This window comes from Hymenobacter daecheongensis DSM 21074, assembly GCF_900141805.1.
Classification (GTDB): Bacteria; Bacteroidota; Bacteroidia; order Cytophagales; family Hymenobacteraceae; genus Hymenobacter; species Hymenobacter daecheongensis.
This window is the reverse complement of the sequence record NZ_FQYN01000004.1, coordinates 319,414-338,948: the sequence shown is the minus strand read 5'-3', so window position 1 is coordinate 338,948 and position 19,535 is coordinate 319,414. Positions and strand designations below refer to the sequence as shown.

Genomic DNA, 19,535 nt, shown 5'->3' with positions numbered 1-19,535 from the left:
CGCTATACCACCGCCTCGGCCGGCTCGGGCTTGCGGCGGCGGCGCTGCATCCATTGGTCGAGCACGGGGTGAATGAGCACGCTGAACAGAATCACGACCGTGCCCAGGTAGAAGCCCAGTGACATTTTCTCCTCGCTCCCGAAAATCAAAACGGCCAGCACGATGCCGTAGACGGGCTCTAGGTTGATGGTCAGGTTCACCACGAAAGCCGACAGGCGCTTCATCAGCTCCACCGACGAGGAAAACGCATACACCGTGCACACGCCCGCCAGCACGCTCAGCCACAGCCAGTCGTAGCTGTGCAGGGCGAGGTGCAGGCCCTGGCCGTTGGTGAAGTAGCGGCTATACACCGGGAAAAACAGCGCGATGCTGAGGCAGGCGCCGGCCATTTCGTACATCGAAAGCCGTAAGGGCGCGTGGCGCTTCACCAGCTGCGAGTTCAGCACGCTAAACAACGCCGACAGCCCCGCCGACAGAATGGCCACCAGCAGCCCCGCCAGCTGGTCCAGCTCCGCCCTCGATACCAGATACAGCCCTACCATCGTGAGCAGGCCCAGAAAAACCTCGTAGGCCCGCACCCGCCGCCACAGCAGCAGGGGCTCCAGCAGGGAGGTCCACAAAGCCAGCGTGGCCATGCCCGCCAAACACACGCTGACGGAGGAAAGCCGCGCCGCCAGAAAGAATGTAATCCAGTGTGCGGCCACCAACGCCCCCACGCCCAGCAGGCGCAGCGCATCGGCCGCCGGCACGCGCCAGCCCTGATTGCGCAGCGTGAGCAGCAAAGCTAGCCCCACGGAGGCCAGCAGCGTGCGCCAAAACACCAGCTCCACCGGCGGCACCGAAATCAGCTTCCCCAGAATGGCCGTGAAGCCCCAGAGCAGAACAATAAAGTGCAGGCGCAGATAGTCTTTGAGCATGGGGCAGTTGGTGATTTAGCGACTTAGTGATTTAGTGAGTTTGATGTTCGGTTTGCGCGTAATGTGCCACTTGCGCCAAACACACAACCCGAACATCAAACTCACTAAATCACTAAGTCACCAACTCACCATTATTGAGGCACGAAACGATACAGCGCCGCGCCGATGAAGGTGAACACGATGCTGGGCACCCAGGCGGCCAGCATCGGCGACATGTCGCCGACCTGGGCCAGGTTGCGGCTCAGAATCACGAAGATGATGAAGATGAAAGCTAGCACGAAGCCCAGCGCAATCTGCCCGCCCACGCCGGCCCGCGACTTGCGCGCGCTCAGCACCACGCCGATGGTGGTCAGAATAAAAATGGCGTACGGATAGGCGTAGCGCTCATATTTTTCGCTCAGATAAATCTGCGTGTCGTCGGCCCCGCGCTCTATTTTCTGCTTGATGTAGCGGTTCAGCTCGGGCAGCGTGAGGGTTTCGGAGAGGCGGTAGGTGCTGGCAAAGTCCTTCGGAAACAGATTCAGCGTGGTGTCGCGGGCGGGCACGGTTTGCAGGGTTTCCTGCGGGCCTTTGAAGGTGCGCACCAGCTGGGGCGTGAGGTGCCAGGCCCGGCGCGTAGAGTCCCAGCTTATGACATCGGCCGTCAGGCGGCGCCGGAGCTTGGTGCCTTCAATGGTTTCCAGCGCAAACTTGTAGCCGGTGTTGCTACTGTTGTCGTAGCTCTCCATGTACACGTAGCTCTTCGGCCCGATCTTGATGTGAATGTTGCGGGCATCGTAGCGAAACGGGTTTTTAATGTACTTCTTCTCAAAAGCCACCCGCGTTTTGTTGGCCTGCGGAATGCCCCAGCCCGTAAGGCCGAACGTGACGACGCTAATCACGGCCGCGCCCATCCAGTAGGGCAGCAGCAGCCGCTTAAAGCTCACGCCACTGGCCAGAATGGCCACGATTTCGGTGCGCGCCGCCAGCCGGGCCGTCACGAAAACCACGGAGATAAACACCGTAATCGGCGAAAGCAGATTGGCGTAGTACGGAAACAGATTGATGTAATACTCCGAAATAATCTGGCCCGCCGACAGGTTGTGCTGAATGAAGTCGTCGTTTTTCTCCGTGAAGTCAATCACGCAGATAACGGCCACCAGCACCACCACCACGAAGAAAAACGAGGTGAGGAATTTCTGGATAATGTATTTATCGAGCAGCTTCATGAATAATGTGTCATTGCGAGGAGGAACGACGAAGCAATCCGTCCTCTCAAATGTAGAAAGCCCTGTTAACCTATAAAGCTCTGGCTTGGCGCATACATCAGGGCTTTTTGCTTAATCAAGGCGCAGTTCATTGCTCAGGACGGATTGCTTCGTCGTTCCTCCTCGCAATGACAAGGCTACTTACAGCCTCGTCATCACCTGCTTCACCATCTTTTCCTTCCACTCCCGGAACGTGCCGGCTACGATTTGCTCGCGGGCCTGCTTCACCAGCCAGAGGTAAAACGACAGGTTGTGAATGGAGGCAATCTGCGGGCCCAGCATTTCCTGGCTCTGGAACAGGTGCCGCACGTAGGAGCGCGAGTAGAACGTGCTGACGTAGCCGCCCAGCGTGGCGTCAATCGGCTCGAAATCCAGTTGCCATTTCTTGTTGGTGATGTTGATGATGCCCTGCGTGGTAAACAGCATCCCGTTGCGGGCGTTGCGGGTCGGCATCACGCAGTCGAACATATCCACGCCCAACGCAATATTTTCCAGAATATTGGCTGGCGTGCCCACGCCCATCAGGTAGCGGGGCTTGTCTTTGGGCAGGATGTCGCACACCAACTCGGTCATCTCATACATCTGCTCGGCCGGCTCGCCCACGCTCAGGCCCCCAATGGCGTTGCCCTCGCGCCCCTGCTCGGCCACAAACTCCGCCGACTTCACCCGCAGATCCTTGAACGTACTGCCCTGCACAATCGGAAACAGCGTTTGCGCGTAGCCGTAGTGGCCCTCGGTGCTGTCGAAGCGCTGAATGCAGCGCTTCAGCCAGCGGTGCGTCATGTCCAAAGAGCGGCTGGCGTAGTCGTACTCGCAGGGCCAGGGCGTACACTCGTCAAACGCCATGATGATGTCGGCCCCGATGGTGCGCTGAATATCCATCACGCCCTCGGGCGAAAACAGGTGCGACGAGCCATCGATGTGGGAGCGAAACTTCACGCCTTCCTCCTTGATTTTGCGCGTGCCGCTGAGCGAATACACCTGATACCCGCCCGAATCGGTGAGGATGGGCCGGTCCCAGCCATTGAACTTGTGCAGGCCACCGGCGGCACGCAGCACGTCCAGGCCGGGGCGCAGGTAGAGGTGGTACGTGTTGCCAAGAATAATCTGGGCCTGCACGTCGTGGGTCAGGTCGCGCTGCTGCACAGCTTTCACGGTGCCGGCCGTGCCCACGGGCATGAAAATAGGCGTCTCGATGGCCCCGTGCGCGGTATGCACTACGCCGGCGCGGGCTTTGGTTTGCGGATCGTGAGCGACGAGGTCGAAGGTCATGCGGGAAGAAGCTAGGAGCTGGAAGCTAGGAGCCAGGAGGTGGAAGAAAAGCGGCTGCCTGTGCGCATTGCCTCCTAACTTCTAGCTCCTAGCTCCTGGCTCCTCAGAACAAAGGTACTCGCCCCATCCCGAATGCCTACTTTTGCTTGCCCAATCCTTCCCCGCGCGTGTTGCCGTTTCTGTTTTCTCCCCTTCTGTGGCTGCTTGCAGCGTGCGTGCTGGTGCAGCTGTTCTATGCGGGCTACTACTTTCTGCCCTTCGCCCGCCGCCCCCAGGAGCCGGATGCCGACCCGGAGGCCGCCGATGCCCAGCCCGTATCGGTGCTGGTGTGCGCCCACAACGAGCTGCCCAACCTGCGCCGCCTGCTGCCGCTGCTGCTTCAGCAGCAGTACGCGCCCGGCTTCGAGGTCATCCTCATCGACGACCGCTCCGGCGACGACACCTACCTCTACGTGCAGCAGCTCACCCAATATTATCCCAACGTGCGCCTCGTCTCCGTCGACCGCACGCCCGACGGACTTTCGCCCAAAAAATACGCCCTCACGCTCGGCATCAAAACCGCCCGCTACCCGCGCCTGCTCTTCACCGATGCCGACTGCATTCCGGCCACCGCGCACTGGATCAGCCAGATGCAGCAGGGCTTTGCCGCACCCGCCGCGCTGGTGCTGGGCTACTCGGCCTACGCCCCCGAACCGGGCTTTCTGAATAAGCTCATCCGGTTTGAAACCTTGCTGACCGCCATGCAGTATTTGTCGTTCGCGTGGCGCGGCCGGCCCTACATGGGCGTGGGCCGCAACCTGGCCTACACGCAGGCCTGCTTTCTGGCCACCAAAGGCTTCGCCTCGCACATCCGCAGCCTCGGCGGCGACGATGACTTGTTTGTGCAGGATGCCGTGCGCCACGGGCAGCGCGTGGCGGTGCGGGCCGAGCCCGCCGCCCACACTCTCAGCGAAGCCGCCCCGACGTGGAGCGCGTGGTGGCGGCAGAAACGTCGGCATCTGTCGGCTGGCAAAAGCTACCGCCTGGCCGACCGGCTGCGGATTGGAACCTTTGTTGGTGCTAATCTGCTTTTTTATTTCACTACGGCTGCGGTTCTGCTGTTTTCCCAACCCGATTGGGTATCTTTGGCCGTTTTGTGGGGCGTGCGAACGGTAATACTTTGTGCCACTTACGCAACGCTCGGCCGTCGGCTCGATGACCAGCTGCCGGTAGTTTGGTTACCCGTGCTCGACGTTGTTTATTTTTTTTACTATCTCGCTTTGGGAATTTCGCTGTTCCTTCACCGCAACCTCCGATGGAAGTAAACAATCAGGAAATTCAGAAACAGTTTTCGGCCAAGGCCAAGCACGATTTTAAGCTGATTCGGGCTGCTGTAGAGCACAACGACGAGAAGGCCTACGCCGAGCTGATGCACATCTACAAAAAGCCGGTGTATCATGTGGTGCTCAAGATGGTTCGCAACCAGGATGATGCAGAAGATCTGACCATTGAGGCCTTCGCCAAAGCGTTTCGGAACCTGCACAAGTTCAACCCGGAATATGCCTTCAGCACCTGGCTGTTCCGCATTGCCACCAACAATTGCATTGATTTTATTCGCAAGAATAAAATCAAGACGATGTCTATCGACTCGGCCATCAAGATTGACAACGGCGACGAAATCACCATCGATTTCCGTGACCATAATCTGAACCCGCAGGAGACGGCCATCAAAAACCAGAAGATCGAAATCATGCAGCACGTCGTGTCGCGGCTGCCGGATAAATACCAGCGCCTGGTCACGCTGCGCTACTTCGATGAGCTGAGCTACGAGGAAATTGCCACCGAGCTGAAAGCCCCCCTCGGCACCGTGAAAGCCCAGCTGCACCGCGCCCGCGAGTTGCTCTATGACATGGTGAAAAACAAGAAGCACATTATTTAATGTGCTGATTTGCTGATTGTTTGATTTGCTGATGAAAAAGCCCCGACGCGAGTCGGGGCTTTTTTTTGTGTTCGCCGGCCACCGGCTGGCCGGCTGGCGCAAGTCTGAAGCCGCAGGCGTGACTTGCAGCCGCCCGCACGAGGCAAGTCTCCAGACTTGCGGAGCCGGAGCAGGGCGAGCCGTGTGCGAAACAGCTGCAAAACCGCTCGTTCAACAGTCGTCAGTCTGGAGACTGACCTCGTGCGGGCGGCTGGAAGTCCATTGCGCTGCGCTCCATTTAAGACTTCCGCCAGTCGCGCTTTCGCCAGCCGCGGCCTACTATCTTTGCCCCAATGGATATTCTCGCCCGCTACTTCCCCGACCTCACCGACCAGCAGCAGCGCCACTTTCAGCGCCTCGAAACCGAGTTTCGCGGCTGGAATGAGCGCCTGAACCTGGTGGCCCGCACCGATGTAGACAACCTGACCGAGCGTCACTTTCTGCACTCGCTGGGCATTGCCAAAGTGGTGCAGTTTGCGCCCGGCACCGCGGTGCTCGATGTGGGCACGGGCGGCGGCCTGCCCGGCCTGCCACTGGCCATTCTGTTTCCGGAAGTGAAGTTTCACCTCGTCGACAGCATCGGCAAAAAGATTCATGCCGTGCAGGAAATGGCCGCCGCGCTGGGCCTGCACAACGTGACGGCCGAGCAGATCCGGGCCGAGCAGCTGCGCACCAAATACGACTACATCGTGAGCCGCGCCGTGGCCCGCCTGGCCACCTTCCACACCTGGATTGCGCACCGCTACAAGCCCCAAGCCACCGGCGGCCTCTACTACCTGAAAGGCGGCGACCTGACCGAAGAAATCGAGGAATCGGGTCTGAAAGCCACGATTTTCGATTTGAGCGACTACTTCGAAGAGGAGTTTTTCGAAACTAAGAAAGTAGTGTTCGTCCCTGTCACGCACTAAAAATAACCCTGTCATTGCGAGCAAAGCGAAGCAATCCGTCCTCTGAAATGTAGAAAGCTCTGTTGACCTAGGAAGCCCTGACGCAAGCATACGTCAGGGCTTTCTGTTTAATCAAGGCTTAGCTCATTGTCCAGGACGGATTGCTTCGTCGTCCCTGCTCGCAATGACAAGTTTTACGCCGGCACTTCCGCCGTCAGAAACTCTACGGCGCGGCGCTCGGAATAGTATTCGCCATCGGGTGTGCCCTCGGCGAAGCCGACGTGGCCGCCTTCGGGTGGGGTTTCCAGAAACACGAAGCTGCTTTGCGCCGCCAGATCCCGCGGGAAGCAGGAGGGCGGCAAAAACGGGTCGTTTTCGGCATTTACCAGCAACGTCGGGATGCGGATGTTGGCCAGGTACCGCCCCGAACTGGCATGTTCGTAGTAATCATCAGCCGATTTGAAGCCGTGCATGGGCGCGGTGAAACGGTCGTCGAACTGCGGAAAGTCGCTCAGCTCGTCCAGGTCCAGCACATCTACCTGGCCGGGCAGCAGCTCGGCCTTCTGCCGCATCTTCGCCCGCAGCGACTTCAAAAAACGGTACAGATAGATGCGGTTTTCGGGCCGGGAAATCTGGTGGGAGCTGGATTTCAGATCCGTTGGCACCGAAAACACAGCGGCCCGCTCTACCTGCTTCGGCACGCGGTCGGGGTTTTCGCCCAGGTACTTCAGCGTCACGTTGCCACCCGCGCTGAAGCCGGTGAGGTATACGTGCTGGTAGGGGCCGGTGCCCAGCGCGTGGCGCACCACAAAGTCGAGGTCGTCGGTGTCACCGAGGTGGTAGGAGCGAAGCAAGCGGTTCATTTCGCCGCTGCAGCTGCGGTAGTTCCAGGCTAGCGCATCGAAGCCGACCTTGTTCAGGGCCCGCACCATGCCGCGCACGTAGGGCCGGCCGGCATCACCCTCCAGCCCGTGCGACACGATAGCCAGCGTATCGGATTTGGTATGCGGCAGGCGCGACCAGTCGAGGTCGAGAAAGTCGCCATCCTCGGTTTCGACCCGCTCGCGCTGGTATTGCACGTCGGGCACGGAGCGCCACAGGCTGGGCACAATGGTTTGCACATGGCCGTTGAACATATAGAACGGCGGCTGATAAGCGGATTTAGCTACGAGTGGCATGGCTGAAAGAACAAGCGCGAAATCATGCTGAATATACCATACTCTCGGCTTGCATACTATTGTTTGGCAACCTCATTTTTCAGCGGCAAGTTTCCGGTAGAGCTTATTCCGGGGCCGCCTGCAGCCTGATAAGCGCCAAATACAGCGCCACGCCGGCCGCCACGCCTGCCGAAAGACCAAAGGCTACTGCCGGCCCAAACGTGTGCCACACGTAGCCGGTAAAAATGCTGGCTACCAGAGCGGCCAGGCTGCCCAGCCCGGCAAAGGTGCCCAGCGCCGCGCCCGTGTCCGCCTGCGCGCACAGGTTGCTGACCCAGGCCTTGCTCACACCTTCGGTGGCTGCCGCATACAGCCCATATAGCCCAAACAGCAGCCCAAATGCCCATATTTCCTGCGCGATGACCATGCCAGCATATACGGCACCAAACAGCAGCAACCCACCTGCCAGCAGCCGGCGCGGCCCCAGCCGGTCGGAGAGGGAGCCGGCCGGGAAAGCCGCCAGCGCATAAATCAGGTTGTAGAAGATGTAGAGCCCGATAACGGTAGCATCGGGCAGCCCGCGCTGCCGGGCCAGCAGCAGCAGAAAGGCATCGGAGCTATTGAACAGGGCAAACACCAGCAACCCGCCTACCACCTGCCGGTAGGCCGCCGGGGCCTGTTTCCAGTAGCCGAAAGAGGCCCAGAAAGGCAGTACGGGCCGGTTGGAAGCCATCCGCGGCTTTTCGCGCACCAGCAGCGTGACGAAAATAGCCGCTAGGCCGGGCAGAAAAGCCAGCACGAACAGCAGCCGATAGTCGCCGGGGCGCAGGGCCAGCCAGAGCAGGGCTACGGCTGGCCCCAGCACGGCCCCGAGCGTATCGAGGGAGCGGTGGAAGCCGAACACGCGGCCTTTGGTTGCGGGCGTGGTTTCGTCGGAGAGCAGCGCGTCGCGGGCCCCGGTGCGCAGACCCTTGCCCAGCCGGTCGGTGGTGCGGGCCAAGAACACCCACCACGGCGCGGCCAGCACGGCCAACATGGGTTTGGAAAGGGCGCTGAGCCCGTAGCCCCACTGCACAAACGGCAGCCGCCGCCCCAGCCGGTCCGACCATTGCCCGAAGTACCCTTTGCTCAACCCCGCCGTGGCTTCGGCCACGCCCTCCAGCACCCCAATAAGCACCACCGAAAAGCCGATGCTGCGCAGATACAGCGGCATCACCGGGTAGAGCATTTCGCTGGCCAGATCGGTGAACAGGCTGACCAGCGAGAGTAGCCAGATAGTGCGGGTGAGGTATTTCATGCGAAGGGGTGCCGGAAGGAAACGGGGAAATAACGCATTTCCAACCGGTAGTGCTTTCGCGCCATCTGTCATCCTGAGCCCAGCGAAGGACCTTATCAGGTCAGAACGAGTCGTTGTTACGCTTGTCGTTCTTACCCCATAAGGTCCTTCGCTGGGCTCAGGATGACAAGGAAGAGAGCCACAGGATTTTCGGGGTGAACCATTTGGTATTTCCAGTCAAAGCCTTACCTTTGCCACCCCAACTGAATACAAAACCGAGCAGAACGTCAATTTTACCATCCTCATGGCAAATCATAAGTCGGCCCTCAAGCGCATCCGTTCCAACGAAGCGAAGCGCGTGTTGAACCGTTACCAGGCTAAATCCACCCGCACCGCCATCAAAAAGCTGCGTGCTACCACCGATGCTACGGCTGCTCAGGAGCTGCTGAAGAAAGTGTCGTCGATGCTGGACCGTCTGGCTAAGAAGAACATCATCCACAAGAACAAAGCCGCCAACAACAAATCGAAGCTGGCTAAGTTCGTATCGTCGCTGGCTGCTTAGGCACCCATCTGACCGATCTGCTCTTTTATAGAAAAGGCTCCGTGCGCAAGCGCGGAGCCTTTTCACGTTTGCTTGGCGCGGCCAGATTATTTGCTACCTTTTCCCGGTCATATCCATTCATCCTTTCATTTTTCGTATGAAACAACTCTACCAATTCCTGCTAGTGTGCATTTGCCTAAGCAGCCTGCCCGCCCAGGCCCAAAACTGGCGGCCCTTCCGCCCCAACGGCGACGTGCACGCCTTTCGCAACGCCGCCGCCGACACCGTACTGACGCTCCGCCTGGATTCCGCCGCCGTACAGGGCACCGACTCGGTGTATTATTTCAACCGCATCATGCGGCGCAGCAACAGTTTCAGCTGGCGTAAGTCCGTCAACAACCAGTTTGGCCGACAGCTACGCTACAATGTGGCCCAACGCACCTACGTGCTGTTTTGGAACGGCGGAACCACTCCCGTCGGCACGCTGGACGTGGCGCTGGTGCTGAAGCCCTTCGTGCCCGTAGGCACCAGCTGGACCAGTGCCAATACCGATGTGGGCATGCCTACCACGCTGCTTTCGCGCGGCATCAGCCAAATTGATGGGGTCACGGACTCCATTGCTACGTTCCGCGTGGGCAGCAGCCTGACGGTAGTGCTGAGCAAAAACAACGGACTGGTATCGGCTCCGCAGGACCTGCGCATCGGGAGCCCCGCGCCCCGAATGCTAACCTTGGCCCGCCGCCCCGACGCGGCCGGCCGCAGCTACTACAACCCACTGACCTTGGTTGATTTGCAGGTGGGGGACGAACTGGGATATGAGTTTGAGCCGGTTAACCATTCTGGCCTGCCTTGTTACCGCGGTTGGCTGTTGCGTCGCGTGCTGAGCCGTCAGATCACGGCTGACAGCATCATTTATACTTTCCGCCAGCAAGAGCGAACAAATTACTTCAATCCCCCAGGCTGCTTTAATAGTGGCTCAACTATGTCTCCCGTGTCGGTAATTCGCATTTCGGCCTCGCGGCGCACAGGACAATGGGTCAGTAGCAGTAGCATTCTTAAGTTGAATTACACTACCCTGCTGGCCTATGAGTACCGGCAAGAGGCCCCAATCGGATCTGCTGTCACGATGGGCCAACCAGTTGTAACAAACCGGGTAGCAGGTCTCTGTGGTACCCCCGTAAAGCTGGTGCAAACGAGACTATACCGCAACGGTGGAACTGCGAATGAATACCGACCGGGGCTTGATATGCTTGCCTGGGGTAGCGCGACCGGTGAGGCAGTCGGTGTCATGGCACAATACGAGCATTACCTCACCTATTATCAGCGCACCGTCAACGGCACCCCGCAAACCTGCGGCAACCGCACCGAGTTTGCCACCCTGCTGCCGGTGAAGGCCGCGCGGGCCGCTGCCACCTTCCGGCTGCATCCCAACCCGGCCCCGGCCGCCGCTACGCTCACGCTGGCCCAGCCGGCCCGCGCCGCTACCACCGTACGCCTCATCGACGGGATGGGCCGCATCGTGCACACGCAGCCGCTGCCGGCCGGCCAAACCACCGCCACGCTGGCCCTGCAGGGCCTGGCAACGGGCCTCTACATTGTGGAAGTGCAGGCCCCCGGCGAAGCGGCGCAACACCTGCGCCTGGAGCATCAGCAATAGCCATACTACGACAAGCAGCTAAAGCAAAAAGGCCGTCTGATGATTCAGACGGCCTTTTTCTTGGCAGGAGCCTACGCGGTGCTAGGCTACGCTTACCTTCACCATATTGGCGTGGCCCTTATCGAGAATCGGCATGGAGCCGGTGTTGATGAACACGTCGCCGGGGGCGAGGTGGCCGGTGGTGGTGAGGATGTATTTGATGTCCGACACGGTATTGTCAGTGCTCACCAGGCGGTCGTAGTAGAAGCCGCGCACGCCCCATACCAGACTGAGGGCCGTGAGCAGGGCGCGGTTGTCGGTGAAGATGAATATGTTGGCCTTGGGGCGGTACTTGGCAATCTGGAAGGCCGTGTAGCCGCGGTGCGTGGTGCCGGTAATGGCTTTGGCCCCTGTGTTTTTGGCCAAGTGGCAGGCCGCCGACAGCAGACTGTCGACCATGAACGTGGGGGCAGTGGCATCAATCGGGAACCAATGGTGAAACAGGCTGCTGGTGCGCGTTTCCACGCTCAGAATGGTGCCCACCATCGAGCGGATAACCTCGGCCGGGTACGCGCCCACGGCGGTTTCGGCCGAAAGCATCAGCGCGTCAGCACCGTCCATCACGGCGTTGGCCACGTCGCTGGTTTCGGCGCGAGTGGGGCGGGGGGCCGTAATCATGCTTTCCATCATCTGGGTGGCCACAATCACGGGCTTGCCTACCTTGTTGCACTTCTCGATGATGAGCTTCTGGGCCATCGGCACTTCTTCCATCTTCACCTCCACGCCTAGGTCGCCGCGGGCCACCATTACGGCATCCGTAATGGCAATGATTTCGTCAAGGTTTTTGAGGCCTTCCGGCGTTTCGATCTTAGCGATGACGCGAGTGGTTTTGCCGGCCTCGGCAATGAGGCGCTTGATGAAGCGAATGTCATCGGCGCGGCGGGCAAACGACAGCGCCACCCAGTCCACATCGTGCTCCAGACCAAACTTGAGGTCCTCGATGTCCTTCTCCGTCATGGCCGGGGCCGAGACTTCCGAGTCGGGCAGGTTGATGCCTTTGCGGGGCTTCACGAGGCCACCATAAATCACTTCCACGTCCACTTCCTGGTCGCGGTCGGTGGCCAGTACTTTCAACTCAATCTTGCCGTCGTCGATGAGGATCATGTCGCCGGGCTTCACGTCGCGGGCCAAGCCCAGATAAATCGTGCTCAGGCGCGTGGCCGTGCTGATTTCCTTCTCGCCGCACACCAGCTTGATCTTGTCGCCGCGCTTGATTTCGACGCCGCCGCCTTCTACCTCACCGAGGCGAATCTTGGGGCCCTGCAAATCCTGGAGCAGGCCCACGTTGGTGCGCATGTCCTTATTCAGCCGCCGCACCGTGTTGATTACGGACAGGTGATCTTCGTAGGAGCCGTGCGAGAAGTTGAGCCGAAACACGTCTACGCCCTCGCGCATCAGCGTGCCTAGGCTTTCGTAGGTGTTGGAGGCCGGCCCGACGGTGGCCACGATTTTGGTTTTATTGAAGTGCGGACGAGGTTCCATAGGCGAGTAGCACCGAGGCTAGGCAGGGTGAAATGAGGAAAAATCAAAGTAAACCGGACGGGTTGTGCAATCGTTTCGCCTGTTTGGAGGCGGACGTTACAGTCCTCAAAAGAGCAAGTTTTCTTTGAATTTCAACGAATTCGGGTCGAATTGGCAGGCATACTGCACCTCCGGCAGCCGCGTCAGTTGCTCCAGCAGTTCCTCCGGGGCCAGCGCTCCGTAGCCGTTGCTGACCTGAATCAGGTAGTCGTATTCCTTGATGTCGGGGGCCAGAAAGGGCTTTTTGAGCGGCGAGGGGTCCACGGAGCGGTTGCGGAACAGGCGCAGCGACAGGTTCTCGGTGGCGTGCAGGTAGTTGCTGATAACCAGCCGCCCCTGGGCCAGCAGATCGTAGATCAGGTCTTGCTGCTTCACCAGGCGCAGGCGTAGCGTGCTGTTCAGCGTCCAGGCCAGCTTGTGCTCCCGGCTCGACGAGACGATGCCGAACAGGTCGAAGTCACAATCGTACTCTACGTCGAGCGTTAGCGTTTTCATAAGCGGGCTACCAAAGCGGGGAGGGCAAAACTACGCACACCGGCGGCCGGTTGAAACCCGGCGGCCCCAAATCTTATACCCGCAAGATTCGGGCGGCTCGGTTTGACAATGTTAGGGAAGTTAGTGTTATTTGTGCCTAGTTTTCCCCAAACCCCCACGGAAATGTCTGAAATTGCAGAAAAAGTAAAAGCCATTATCATTGATAAGCTTGGTGTTGAGGCTTCGGAAGTAACGCCGGAAGCATCGTTCACGAATGATCTGGGTGCTGATTCCCTGGATACCGTTGAGCTGATCATGGAATTCGAAAAGGAATTCAACGTATCCATTCCAGACGACCAGGCCGAGAACATCGCCACCGTGGGTCAGGCCATCAGCTACCTGGAAGAGCACGCTAAGTAAGCTTTTGCGTCTTTCTACCCCCATTTAGTGCTTACCGGCCGGCTCGCCGCCGGCCGTTTTGCTTTTCTATCAGTCTCCCAATCGCCTATGTCTCTTCGGAGAGTTGTTGTGACCGGCCTTGGTGCCATTACCCCGCTGGGCAAGACCGTCGCCGAATATTGGGACGGGCTGGCTGCCGGGGTGAGCGGTGCCGCGCCCATCACCCGTTTCGACGCCAGCAAGTTCAAAACCCGCTTTGCCTGCGAGGTCAAAAACTACAACCCGGACGATTACTTCCCCACCAAGGAAGGCCGGAAGATGGATTTGTTCACCCAGTTCGCCGTCATTGCCTCCGATGAGGCTATCAAAGACGCCGGCCTGCTGGAAGGCGTGAACAAGGACCGCGTCGGCGTCATCTGGGGCTCCGGTATCGGGGGGCTGAAAACCTTCCAGGACGAGTGCTTCAACTTCGCCAAAGGCGACGGCACGCCCCGCTACAACCCGTTCTTCATTCCGAAAATGATTGCCGACTCCTCGTCGGGCAACATTTCGATCAAGAACGGCTTCCGCGGCCCCAACTTCGTGACCACCTCGGCCTGCGCTTCATCGTCCGACGCCATCGTGGCGGCCTACAACTACATACGCTTGGGGATGGCCGATGTGGCCGTGACCGGCGGCTCGGAAGCAGCCATCACCGAGGCCGGCGTGGGCGGATTCAACGCCCTGAAGGCCATGAGTGAGCGTAACGGCGACCCCGAAGCAGGCTCGCGGCCCTACGACAAGGACCGGGATGGCTTCGTGCTGGGCGAAGGGGCCGGGGCGCTGGTGCTCGAAGACTACGAGCACGCCAAAGCCCGCGGCGCGAAGATCTACGCCGAAATTATCGGCGGCGGCCTCTCATCGGATGCTTACCACATCACCGCTCCCGACCCTACGGGTGAAGGCGTGGTGCTGGTGATGCAGAACGCGCTGCGCGATGCCGGCATCAGCCCCGAAGACGTGGACTACATCAACACCCACGGCACGAGCACGCCGCTGGGCGACGGGGCCGAAATCAAAGCCATTCAGAAGGTATTTGGTGAGCATGCCTACAACCTCAACATCAGCTCGACCAAAAGCATGACCGGGCACCTGCTCGGCGGCGCGGGCGGCATTGAGGCGGTGGCCAGCATTCTGGCCATTCAGCACGGCGTGGTGCCGCCCACCATCAACCACTTCACCGACGACCCCGAACTGGACGCGCGCCTGAACTTCACGTTCAATGAGGCCCAGAAGCGCGAGGTGAACGTGGCGATGAGCAACACCTTCGGGTTTGGCGGCCACAACACGTCGGTGGTCTTCCGCAAGTTCACCGAATAATGATTCGTCCGGGGCAGCCGTTGCCGCTTTTCGGCTTTTTCCGGCGGTTGCTGGGACACGACAGAGCGTTTCGGCAAGCCATTGCCACGGTAACCGGCCGCACGCCTGATAACGTGCGGCTTTACCATTTGGCGTTCACCCATTCGTCCATCGTGCGGCAGCAGGGCGACACGGGCCGGCACCAGAGCAATGAGCGGCTGGAGTTTCTGGGCGATGCCGTGCTGGGGGCCGTGGTGGCGGAGTATCTGTTTCGCAAGTTCCCCTACGAGCAGGAAGGCTTTCTCACGGAGCTGCGCTCCCGCATCGTGAACCGCGAGAGCCTGAATCATCTGGCCCTGAAAATCGGGCTGGACAAACTCGTGCAACTGGACCCCGCGCAGGGCCGCGCCGCCCGCTCGCGCTCCGTAAACGGCAACGCGCTGGAGGCGCTGGTGGGCGCCGTGTACCTCGATCAGGGCTACAAAGCTGCCCGCAAATTCGTGCTGGGCCGGCTGATCAAGCCCTTCGTGGATGTGAAATCCCTGACTGAAACCACCACCAACTTCAAGAGCAAGCTCATTGAGTGGGCGCAGCGCAACGGCAAAGCCATTCGCTACGACCTGACCGGCGAGGCGCGCTCGGGCGGGGTGATGGAGTTTTCGGCCACCGTGGTGCTGGATGAAGAAGCCATTGCCACAGGCATGGGCCTCAGTAAAAAACAAGCCGAACAGCTGGCCGCCGAGCGCGCCCTCACGGCCCTGGGAATATAAGAACACTGCGCCCTCTGCGTCTCTTCCGCGTCCTCTGCGGGCTAAAATCGTAACAACGACTTAGCCCGCAGAGGACGCGGAAGAGACGCAGAGGGCGCAGTGTTCGGACAACCCAAGTCGGGGAAATGGAGTTGTTTTGCAAAACCAATTCATCTCCGTGAATCATGCGAATAGCCGGCGCTGCCCTCAACCAGATACCGTTTGACTGGAACCACAACCTGCGCACCATCCGTGAGGCCATTGAGCAGGCCAAAGCGGCCGGCGTGGAGCTGCTGTGTCTGCCGGAGCTATGCCTGACGGGCTACGGGTGCGAGGATCTGTTTCTGAGCGACTGGCTGCCCGAGTCGGCGCTGGCGCATTTGCAGCAGATCCGGCCCTGGACCAACGGCATTCTGGTGTGCGTGGGCCTGCCCATCCGCTTGAACCACCGCACCTACAACACGGCCGCCGTGCTGCGCGACGGCGAAATTCTGGGCTTCGCGGCCAAGCAGTTTCTGGCTAATGACGGCGTACACTACGAGCCGCGCTGGTTTACCTCCTGGCGGGCCGGCGAAACGGGCACTGTGGCCTGGGAAGGGCAGCAGTGGCCCATCGGCGACCTGGTATTTGAACACCAGGGCGTCCGGTTCGGCTTTGAAATCTGTGAGGATGCGTGGCGGCCCGACGACGAGCGGCCCGCCTGCCGCCTCATGGGGCGGGTAGATTTGATTGTGAATCCGTCGGCCAGCCACTTTGCCATGAGCAAAACCGACGTGCGCTACAACCTGGTGCTGAATGCCTCGCGCAACTTCCGCTGCACCTACCTCTACGCCAACCTGCTCGGCAACGAGGCCGGCCGCATGATCTACGACGGCGAAATTCTGGTAGCCCGCAACGGCCATCTGCTGCTGCGCAACCAGCTGCTGAGCTTCAAGGAAGTGGACATGGAGTGCGTAGACGTTGATTTTCAAGCCGATCTGCCGCTGGTGGAAACCATTGCGCCGCTGCCCGTGCCCGACGAATACCGTGAGCTGAATCAGGCGCTGAGTCTGGCCTTGTTCGACTATCTGCGCAAGGCCCGCAGCCGGGGCTTCGTGCTGAGCCTGAGCGGCGGGGCTGACTCGTGCATGTGCGCCGTGGGCGTGGCCGAAATGGTGCGCTTGGGCGTGGCCGAGCTGGGCGTAGAGGAGTTTAAGCGGCGGAGTGGATGCTTTGAGGCTGCTAAAGACGTAGTGCAGCAAACCGGAGCCGGCGGCGCCGCTTTGCAAAAAACGGAAGCTGCTCCAGCGGCGCTCAGCTCCACTGGCCTCAGCGAAAACCAGCAGCTGGTACGCCACCTGCTCACCTGCGCGTACCAGGGCACCGTCAACTCGTCGGATGATACTTATACCTCGGCCAAAGAGTTGGCTGATTCGCTGGGGGCCGTGTTTTTCAACTGGGAAATTGACCAGGAAGTGACCGGCTACGTGGGCAAGATTGAGCACGCGCTGGGCCGGCCACTGACCTGGCAGACCGACGACCTGGCCCTGCAGAACATTCAGGCGCGGGTGAGGGCCCCCGGTATCTGGATGCTGGCCAACGTGCTCAACTGCCTGCTGCTGACGACCTCCAACCGCTCGGAAGCCTCCGTGGGCTACTGCACCATGGACGGCGACACGGCCGGCAGCATCTCGCCCATTGCGGGCGTGGATAAGGACTTCGTGAAAAAGTGGCTGCGCTGGGCCGAAACCGAGCTGGGCTACCCCGGCCTGCGCCACGTGAATGCCCTGCAGCCCACCGCCGAGCTGCGCCCCCTGGAAGACAAGCAGACCGACGAGCGGGACCTGATGCCTTACGTGCTGCTCAACCGCATCGAGCGGCTGGCCTTCTACAACCGCCTCAGCCCCGCGCAGGTGCTGGCTACGCTGGTGGCCGAGGAAAAGGGCTACGAACCCGAGCAGCTCAAAACGTACGTGCGACGCTTCTACACCCTCTGGAGCCGCAACCAGTGGAAGCGCGAGCGGTACGCCCCGGCCTTCCACCTCGACGACTACAATGTGGACCCGCGCTCCTGGCTGCGCTTCCCGATCCTGAGCGGCGGCTTTCAGCAGGAATTAAACGCGCTGTAGCGTCCCGCCTCCACCTACTACGCCGCGTCTGCAAACCGTTACCTTTACCGCTGCACCCGAAATAACTCCCTATGGTTTCTTTGCTTGCTTACATTACCTGGACCGCCGACCCGGTCATCGCCCACATTGGCCCGCTGACGCTGCGCTGGTACGGGCTGCTGTTCATGTCGGGCTTCGTGATTGGCACCTTCGTGCTGTCGCACATTTATAAGTCGGAGCGGGTGTCGCCGCGCTGGGTCGATGTGATTACCATTTATATGCTCATCGGCACGGTGGTGGGGGCGCGGCTGGGGCACTGCTTGTTCTATGATCCACAGTACTACCTGGCGCACCCGCTCGATATTCTCAAGATATGGGAAGGCGGGCTGGCCAGCCACGGCGCGACCATCGGTATTCTGCTGGCCTGCTGGCTGTTTGCCCGCAACAACAAGTTCGACTACCTCTGGGTGCTCGACCGGATTGTGATTGTGGTGGCCATTGGCGGGGCGCTGATCCGGACCGGCAACCTGTTCAACTCCGAGATTATCGGTAAGCAGACCGATGTGCCGTGGGCCTTCAAGTTTGCCCGCTACAATGAGATTCACCACGAGCTGACCAACATTCCGAACGAGCTGCGCCACCCCACGCAGGTGTATGAGGCGCTGTTTTGCGTGGTGCTGCTAATCCTTCTTTACACGCTCTGGAACCGCACCAAGGACCGCACGCCGCGCGGGCTGCTGTTTGGTTTGTTTGTAGTGCTGCTCTTCACGCAACGCTTTCTGGGCGAGTACCTGAAAGTAGACCAGGGCGAATGGGACCGGAAGATGCTGGAGCTTACGCACATGAACCTGGGTCAGCTGCTCAGCCTCCCGCTGATTCTGGTCGGAATCTGGGTGCTCTGGCAAGCCGGCAAGAACCCCGATAATCCCTACGGCTACGCGCCCCGGGACCTGGATGAGCCCGTGCCGCGGAAAGACTCTGTTGTCAAAGTGAAATAGAAAAAGGCCCGCTGTGCAGCGGGCCTTTTTTGTGGGGAACGGTGTAGAGACGCATACTTGCGTCTTGGCATTGAACGACAGGTGCAGTCTGAACAATATCAGCAATGCCGAGACGTAACTATGCGTCTCTACAGTCGTGCTTACTGTGGAATTTTATACTGATACAAAAAGCCTTCCTCGGTGCTGATCATCAGCGTCTGGTCGTCGAGAAAAACCGCGCCTTCGGTCTGGCCGGCACCTTTCAGGGAGAAGCGGCGGGGCGTGGCTTTTAGGGCTGAGGCCAGGTCGCTGCCGTCCAAAATAAACAGTTCTTCGCGGCCCAGCAGGGCCAGGCGCTGGCCGTTGGGGCTGAGGCTGGCATCGGTCACTTCGCCCGGAATGCTAAGGCTGGTGAGCAGGCGGGCGGTCTGGTCGCCGGGCTGATCGGGGAGGGTATACACCTTGCTGGTGCGCTGCTGAGCCCGGTCCTTGGTGAAGAGGTAGAGCTTGCCGGCGTGCCAGATAGAGGCTTCGCAGTCGAAGTTACGCTCCTTCTTACCCGGCGGGAAGGCCCGCTGGTCGGCGTAGGCGAACCTGATTTTGGTGGTTTCCGAGGTGCCGGGGTTGAGGCGGTAGATGGCCAGGTCGCGGCGGGAGCTGTTGTTGTTGCCCGCGTCGGTGATGAACAGCGTGCCTTTATCGTCCTGGGCCAGGCTTTCCCAGTCTACGTTGGTGAACGGGAGCTGGGAGCGTTCCAGCAGGCGGCCGGTCATGTCCACTTTATAGAGCAATGGCTCGTTACCGGCATCAGCGTGGGTGTAGAAAGTGCCGGCGGTGTTGGCGCGGGCCAGGCCGGAGCTTTCCGTCACTTTGCTCATCTCGCCTACTTTCTGCAGGCCGGGCACCAGCTCTTCGGTCAGGTCGTCGGCTTTATCCTTGTTTTTCTTGCCCTTTCCGGGTTTGTCGTCACTCTGGGCATCGGTGCAGCTGCCCAAAACGAGGACACTCAGAAGGGTGGTGGAAGCAAAAATATGGCGCAT

Annotated in this window: 18 protein-coding genes; 10 read left to right on the top strand and 8 right to left on the bottom strand. The window is 60.0% G+C overall.

All coding sequences use genetic code 11. From position 1 onward, the window contains the following. Positions 1 to 2 precede the first annotated feature (2 nt). The 3 genes from BUB62_RS09595 to tgt form a co-directional block, all read right to left on the bottom strand. Positions 3 to 917: a DMT family transporter gene (locus tag BUB62_RS09595; RefSeq protein WP_073109238.1), complete on the bottom strand. Its 915-nt coding sequence runs from the start codon at positions 915 to 917 to the stop codon at positions 3 to 5. Between the two features lie 131 nt (positions 918 to 1,048). Further along, positions 1,049 to 2,125 carry an LptF/LptG family permease gene (locus BUB62_RS09590; protein WP_073109235.1) on the bottom strand — a complete coding sequence of 359 codons (1,077 nt, stop codon included), beginning with the start codon at positions 2,123 to 2,125 and terminating at the stop codon, positions 1,049 to 1,051. A gap of 180 nt (positions 2,126 to 2,305) precedes the next feature. Next, positions 2,306 to 3,436, bottom strand: coding sequence for a tRNA guanosine(34) transglycosylase Tgt (tgt, locus tag BUB62_RS09585; protein ID WP_073109233.1), 1,131 nt, complete (start codon positions 3,434 to 3,436; stop codon positions 2,306 to 2,308). 146 nt (positions 3,437 to 3,582) lie between these two features. Here tgt and BUB62_RS09580 point away from each other — a divergent pair, with 146 nt between their 5' ends. From BUB62_RS09580 to rsmG, 3 genes are all read left to right on the top strand, one after another. Beyond that, positions 3,583 to 4,740: a glycosyltransferase gene (locus BUB62_RS09580; protein WP_159437431.1), complete on the top strand. Its 1,158-nt coding sequence runs from the start codon at positions 3,583 to 3,585 to the stop codon at positions 4,738 to 4,740. Beyond that, positions 4,731 to 5,354 carry an RNA polymerase sigma factor gene (locus tag BUB62_RS09575; protein ID WP_073109228.1) on the top strand — a complete coding sequence of 208 codons (624 nt, stop codon included), beginning with the start codon at positions 4,731 to 4,733 and terminating at the stop codon, positions 5,352 to 5,354. The genes BUB62_RS09580 and BUB62_RS09575 overlap by 10 nt, the downstream gene beginning before the upstream one ends. Before the next feature lie 332 nt (positions 5,355 to 5,686). Then, positions 5,687 to 6,301 carry a 16S rRNA (guanine(527)-N(7))-methyltransferase RsmG gene (gene rsmG / locus BUB62_RS09570; protein ID WP_073109226.1) on the top strand — a complete coding sequence of 205 codons (615 nt, stop codon included), beginning with the start codon at positions 5,687 to 5,689 and terminating at the stop codon, positions 6,299 to 6,301. 173 nt (positions 6,302 to 6,474) lie between these two features. On the opposite strand, the gene BUB62_RS09565 is transcribed toward rsmG, so the two are convergent. Together BUB62_RS09565 and BUB62_RS09560 are read right to left on the bottom strand one after the other, a co-directional pair. Continuing rightward, positions 6,475 to 7,458: a YheT family hydrolase gene (locus BUB62_RS09565; RefSeq protein WP_073109223.1), complete on the bottom strand. Its 984-nt coding sequence runs from the start codon at positions 7,456 to 7,458 to the stop codon at positions 6,475 to 6,477. A gap of 103 nt (positions 7,459 to 7,561) precedes the next feature. Next, entirely contained in the window at positions 7,562 to 8,734 is a 1,173-nt protein-coding gene (locus tag BUB62_RS09560) for an MFS transporter (RefSeq protein ID WP_073109222.1), read from the bottom strand. A gap of 283 nt (positions 8,735 to 9,017) precedes the next feature. Here BUB62_RS09560 and rpsT point away from each other — a divergent pair, with 283 nt between their 5' ends. Continuing rightward, positions 9,018 to 9,275, top strand: coding sequence for a 30S ribosomal protein S20 (gene rpsT / locus BUB62_RS09555; RefSeq protein ID WP_073109221.1), 258 nt, complete (start codon positions 9,018 to 9,020; stop codon positions 9,273 to 9,275). A 136-nt stretch (positions 9,276 to 9,411) separates the two neighbouring features. Then, on the top strand, positions 9,412 to 10,911 hold the full coding sequence (locus BUB62_RS09550) for a T9SS type A sorting domain-containing protein (protein ID WP_073109219.1): 1,500 nt from the start codon (positions 9,412 to 9,414) through the stop codon (positions 10,909 to 10,911). 81 nt (positions 10,912 to 10,992) lie between these two features. Here BUB62_RS09550 and pyk read toward each other — a convergent pair whose 3' ends face one another. After that, positions 10,993 to 12,432 (bottom strand): pyruvate kinase, encoded by a 1,440-nt coding sequence (pyk, locus tag BUB62_RS09545; RefSeq protein ID WP_073109218.1) that lies wholly within the window; start codon positions 12,430 to 12,432, stop codon positions 10,993 to 10,995. A gap of 105 nt (positions 12,433 to 12,537) precedes the next feature. Beyond that, on the bottom strand, positions 12,538 to 12,966 hold the full coding sequence (locus BUB62_RS09540; protein WP_073109217.1) for an IPExxxVDY family protein: 429 nt from the start codon (positions 12,964 to 12,966) through the stop codon (positions 12,538 to 12,540). Between the two features lie 162 nt (positions 12,967 to 13,128). Here BUB62_RS09540 and BUB62_RS09535 point away from each other — a divergent pair, with 162 nt between their 5' ends. From BUB62_RS09535 to lgt, 5 genes are all read left to right on the top strand, one after another. Further along, positions 13,129 to 13,365 carry an acyl carrier protein gene (locus tag BUB62_RS09535; RefSeq protein ID WP_073109216.1) on the top strand — a complete coding sequence of 79 codons (237 nt, stop codon included), beginning with the start codon at positions 13,129 to 13,131 and terminating at the stop codon, positions 13,363 to 13,365. An 87-nt stretch (positions 13,366 to 13,452) separates the two neighbouring features. Further along, positions 13,453 to 14,703, top strand: coding sequence for a beta-ketoacyl-ACP synthase II (fabF, locus tag BUB62_RS09530; protein ID WP_073109213.1), 1,251 nt, complete (start codon positions 13,453 to 13,455; stop codon positions 14,701 to 14,703). Beyond that, positions 14,703 to 15,452, top strand: a complete 750-nt coding sequence (gene rnc, locus BUB62_RS09525; protein ID WP_073109211.1) for a ribonuclease III — start codon at positions 14,703 to 14,705, stop codon at positions 15,450 to 15,452. Before fabF ends, rnc begins: the two co-directional genes overlap by 1 nt. Positions 15,453 to 15,616: 164 nt before the next feature. Continuing rightward, positions 15,617 to 17,539 (top strand): NAD(+) synthase, encoded by a 1,923-nt coding sequence (gene nadE / locus BUB62_RS09520; protein ID WP_073109209.1) that lies wholly within the window; start codon positions 15,617 to 15,619, stop codon positions 17,537 to 17,539. Positions 17,540 to 17,610: 71 nt separating this feature from the next. Next, the gene (gene lgt, locus BUB62_RS09515; protein WP_200799913.1) at positions 17,611 to 18,516 is read left to right on the top strand and encodes a prolipoprotein diacylglyceryl transferase; all 906 of its coding nucleotides are present in this window, start codon (positions 17,611 to 17,613) and stop codon (positions 18,514 to 18,516) included. A gap of 140 nt (positions 18,517 to 18,656) precedes the next feature. Here lgt and BUB62_RS09510 read toward each other — a convergent pair whose 3' ends face one another. Next, positions 18,657 to 19,535 (bottom strand): hypothetical protein, encoded by an 879-nt coding sequence (locus BUB62_RS09510; protein ID WP_073109207.1) that lies wholly within the window; start codon positions 19,533 to 19,535, stop codon positions 18,657 to 18,659.

What these genes read in the sequence shown, in the direction of transcription:
- BUB62_RS09550 (WP_073109219.1), top strand. Translation starts at nt 9,412, where the DNA reads ATGAAACAACTCTACCAATTCCTGCTAGTGTGCATTTGCCTAAGCAGC.
- pyk (WP_073109218.1), bottom strand. Translation starts at nt 12,432, where the DNA reads ATGGAACCTCGTCCGCACTTCAATAAAACCAAAATCGTGGCCACCGTC.
- BUB62_RS09540 (WP_073109217.1), bottom strand. Translation starts at nt 12,966, where the DNA reads ATGAAAACGCTAACGCTCGACGTAGAGTACGATTGTGACTTCGACCTG.
- BUB62_RS09560 (WP_073109222.1), bottom strand. Translation starts at nt 8,734, where the DNA reads ATGAAATACCTCACCCGCACTATCTGGCTACTCTCGCTGGTCAGCCTG.
- fabF (WP_073109213.1), top strand. Translation starts at nt 13,453, where the DNA reads ATGTCTCTTCGGAGAGTTGTTGTGACCGGCCTTGGTGCCATTACCCCG.
- tgt (WP_073109233.1), bottom strand. Translation starts at nt 3,436, where the DNA reads ATGACCTTCGACCTCGTCGCTCACGATCCGCAAACCAAAGCCCGCGCC.
- BUB62_RS09535 (WP_073109216.1), top strand. Translation starts at nt 13,129, where the DNA reads ATGTCTGAAATTGCAGAAAAAGTAAAAGCCATTATCATTGATAAGCTT.
- BUB62_RS09575 (WP_073109228.1), top strand. Translation starts at nt 4,731, where the DNA reads ATGGAAGTAAACAATCAGGAAATTCAGAAACAGTTTTCGGCCAAGGCC.
- rnc (WP_073109211.1), top strand. Translation starts at nt 14,703, where the DNA reads ATGATTCGTCCGGGGCAGCCGTTGCCGCTTTTCGGCTTTTTCCGGCGG.
- BUB62_RS09510 (WP_073109207.1), bottom strand. Translation starts at nt 19,535, where the DNA reads ATGCGCCATATTTTTGCTTCCACCACCCTTCTGAGTGTCCTCGTTTTG.
- BUB62_RS09565 (WP_073109223.1), bottom strand. Translation starts at nt 7,458, where the DNA reads ATGCCACTCGTAGCTAAATCCGCTTATCAGCCGCCGTTCTATATGTTC.
- nadE (WP_073109209.1), top strand. Translation starts at nt 15,617, where the DNA reads ATGCGAATAGCCGGCGCTGCCCTCAACCAGATACCGTTTGACTGGAAC.
- rpsT (WP_073109221.1), top strand. Translation starts at nt 9,018, where the DNA reads ATGGCAAATCATAAGTCGGCCCTCAAGCGCATCCGTTCCAACGAAGCG.
- BUB62_RS09595 (WP_073109238.1), bottom strand. Translation starts at nt 917, where the DNA reads ATGCTCAAAGACTATCTGCGCCTGCACTTTATTGTTCTGCTCTGGGGC.
- lgt (WP_200799913.1), top strand. Translation starts at nt 17,611, where the DNA reads ATGGTTTCTTTGCTTGCTTACATTACCTGGACCGCCGACCCGGTCATC.
- rsmG (WP_073109226.1), top strand. Translation starts at nt 5,687, where the DNA reads ATGGATATTCTCGCCCGCTACTTCCCCGACCTCACCGACCAGCAGCAG.
- BUB62_RS09590 (WP_073109235.1), bottom strand. Translation starts at nt 2,125, where the DNA reads ATGAAGCTGCTCGATAAATACATTATCCAGAAATTCCTCACCTCGTTT.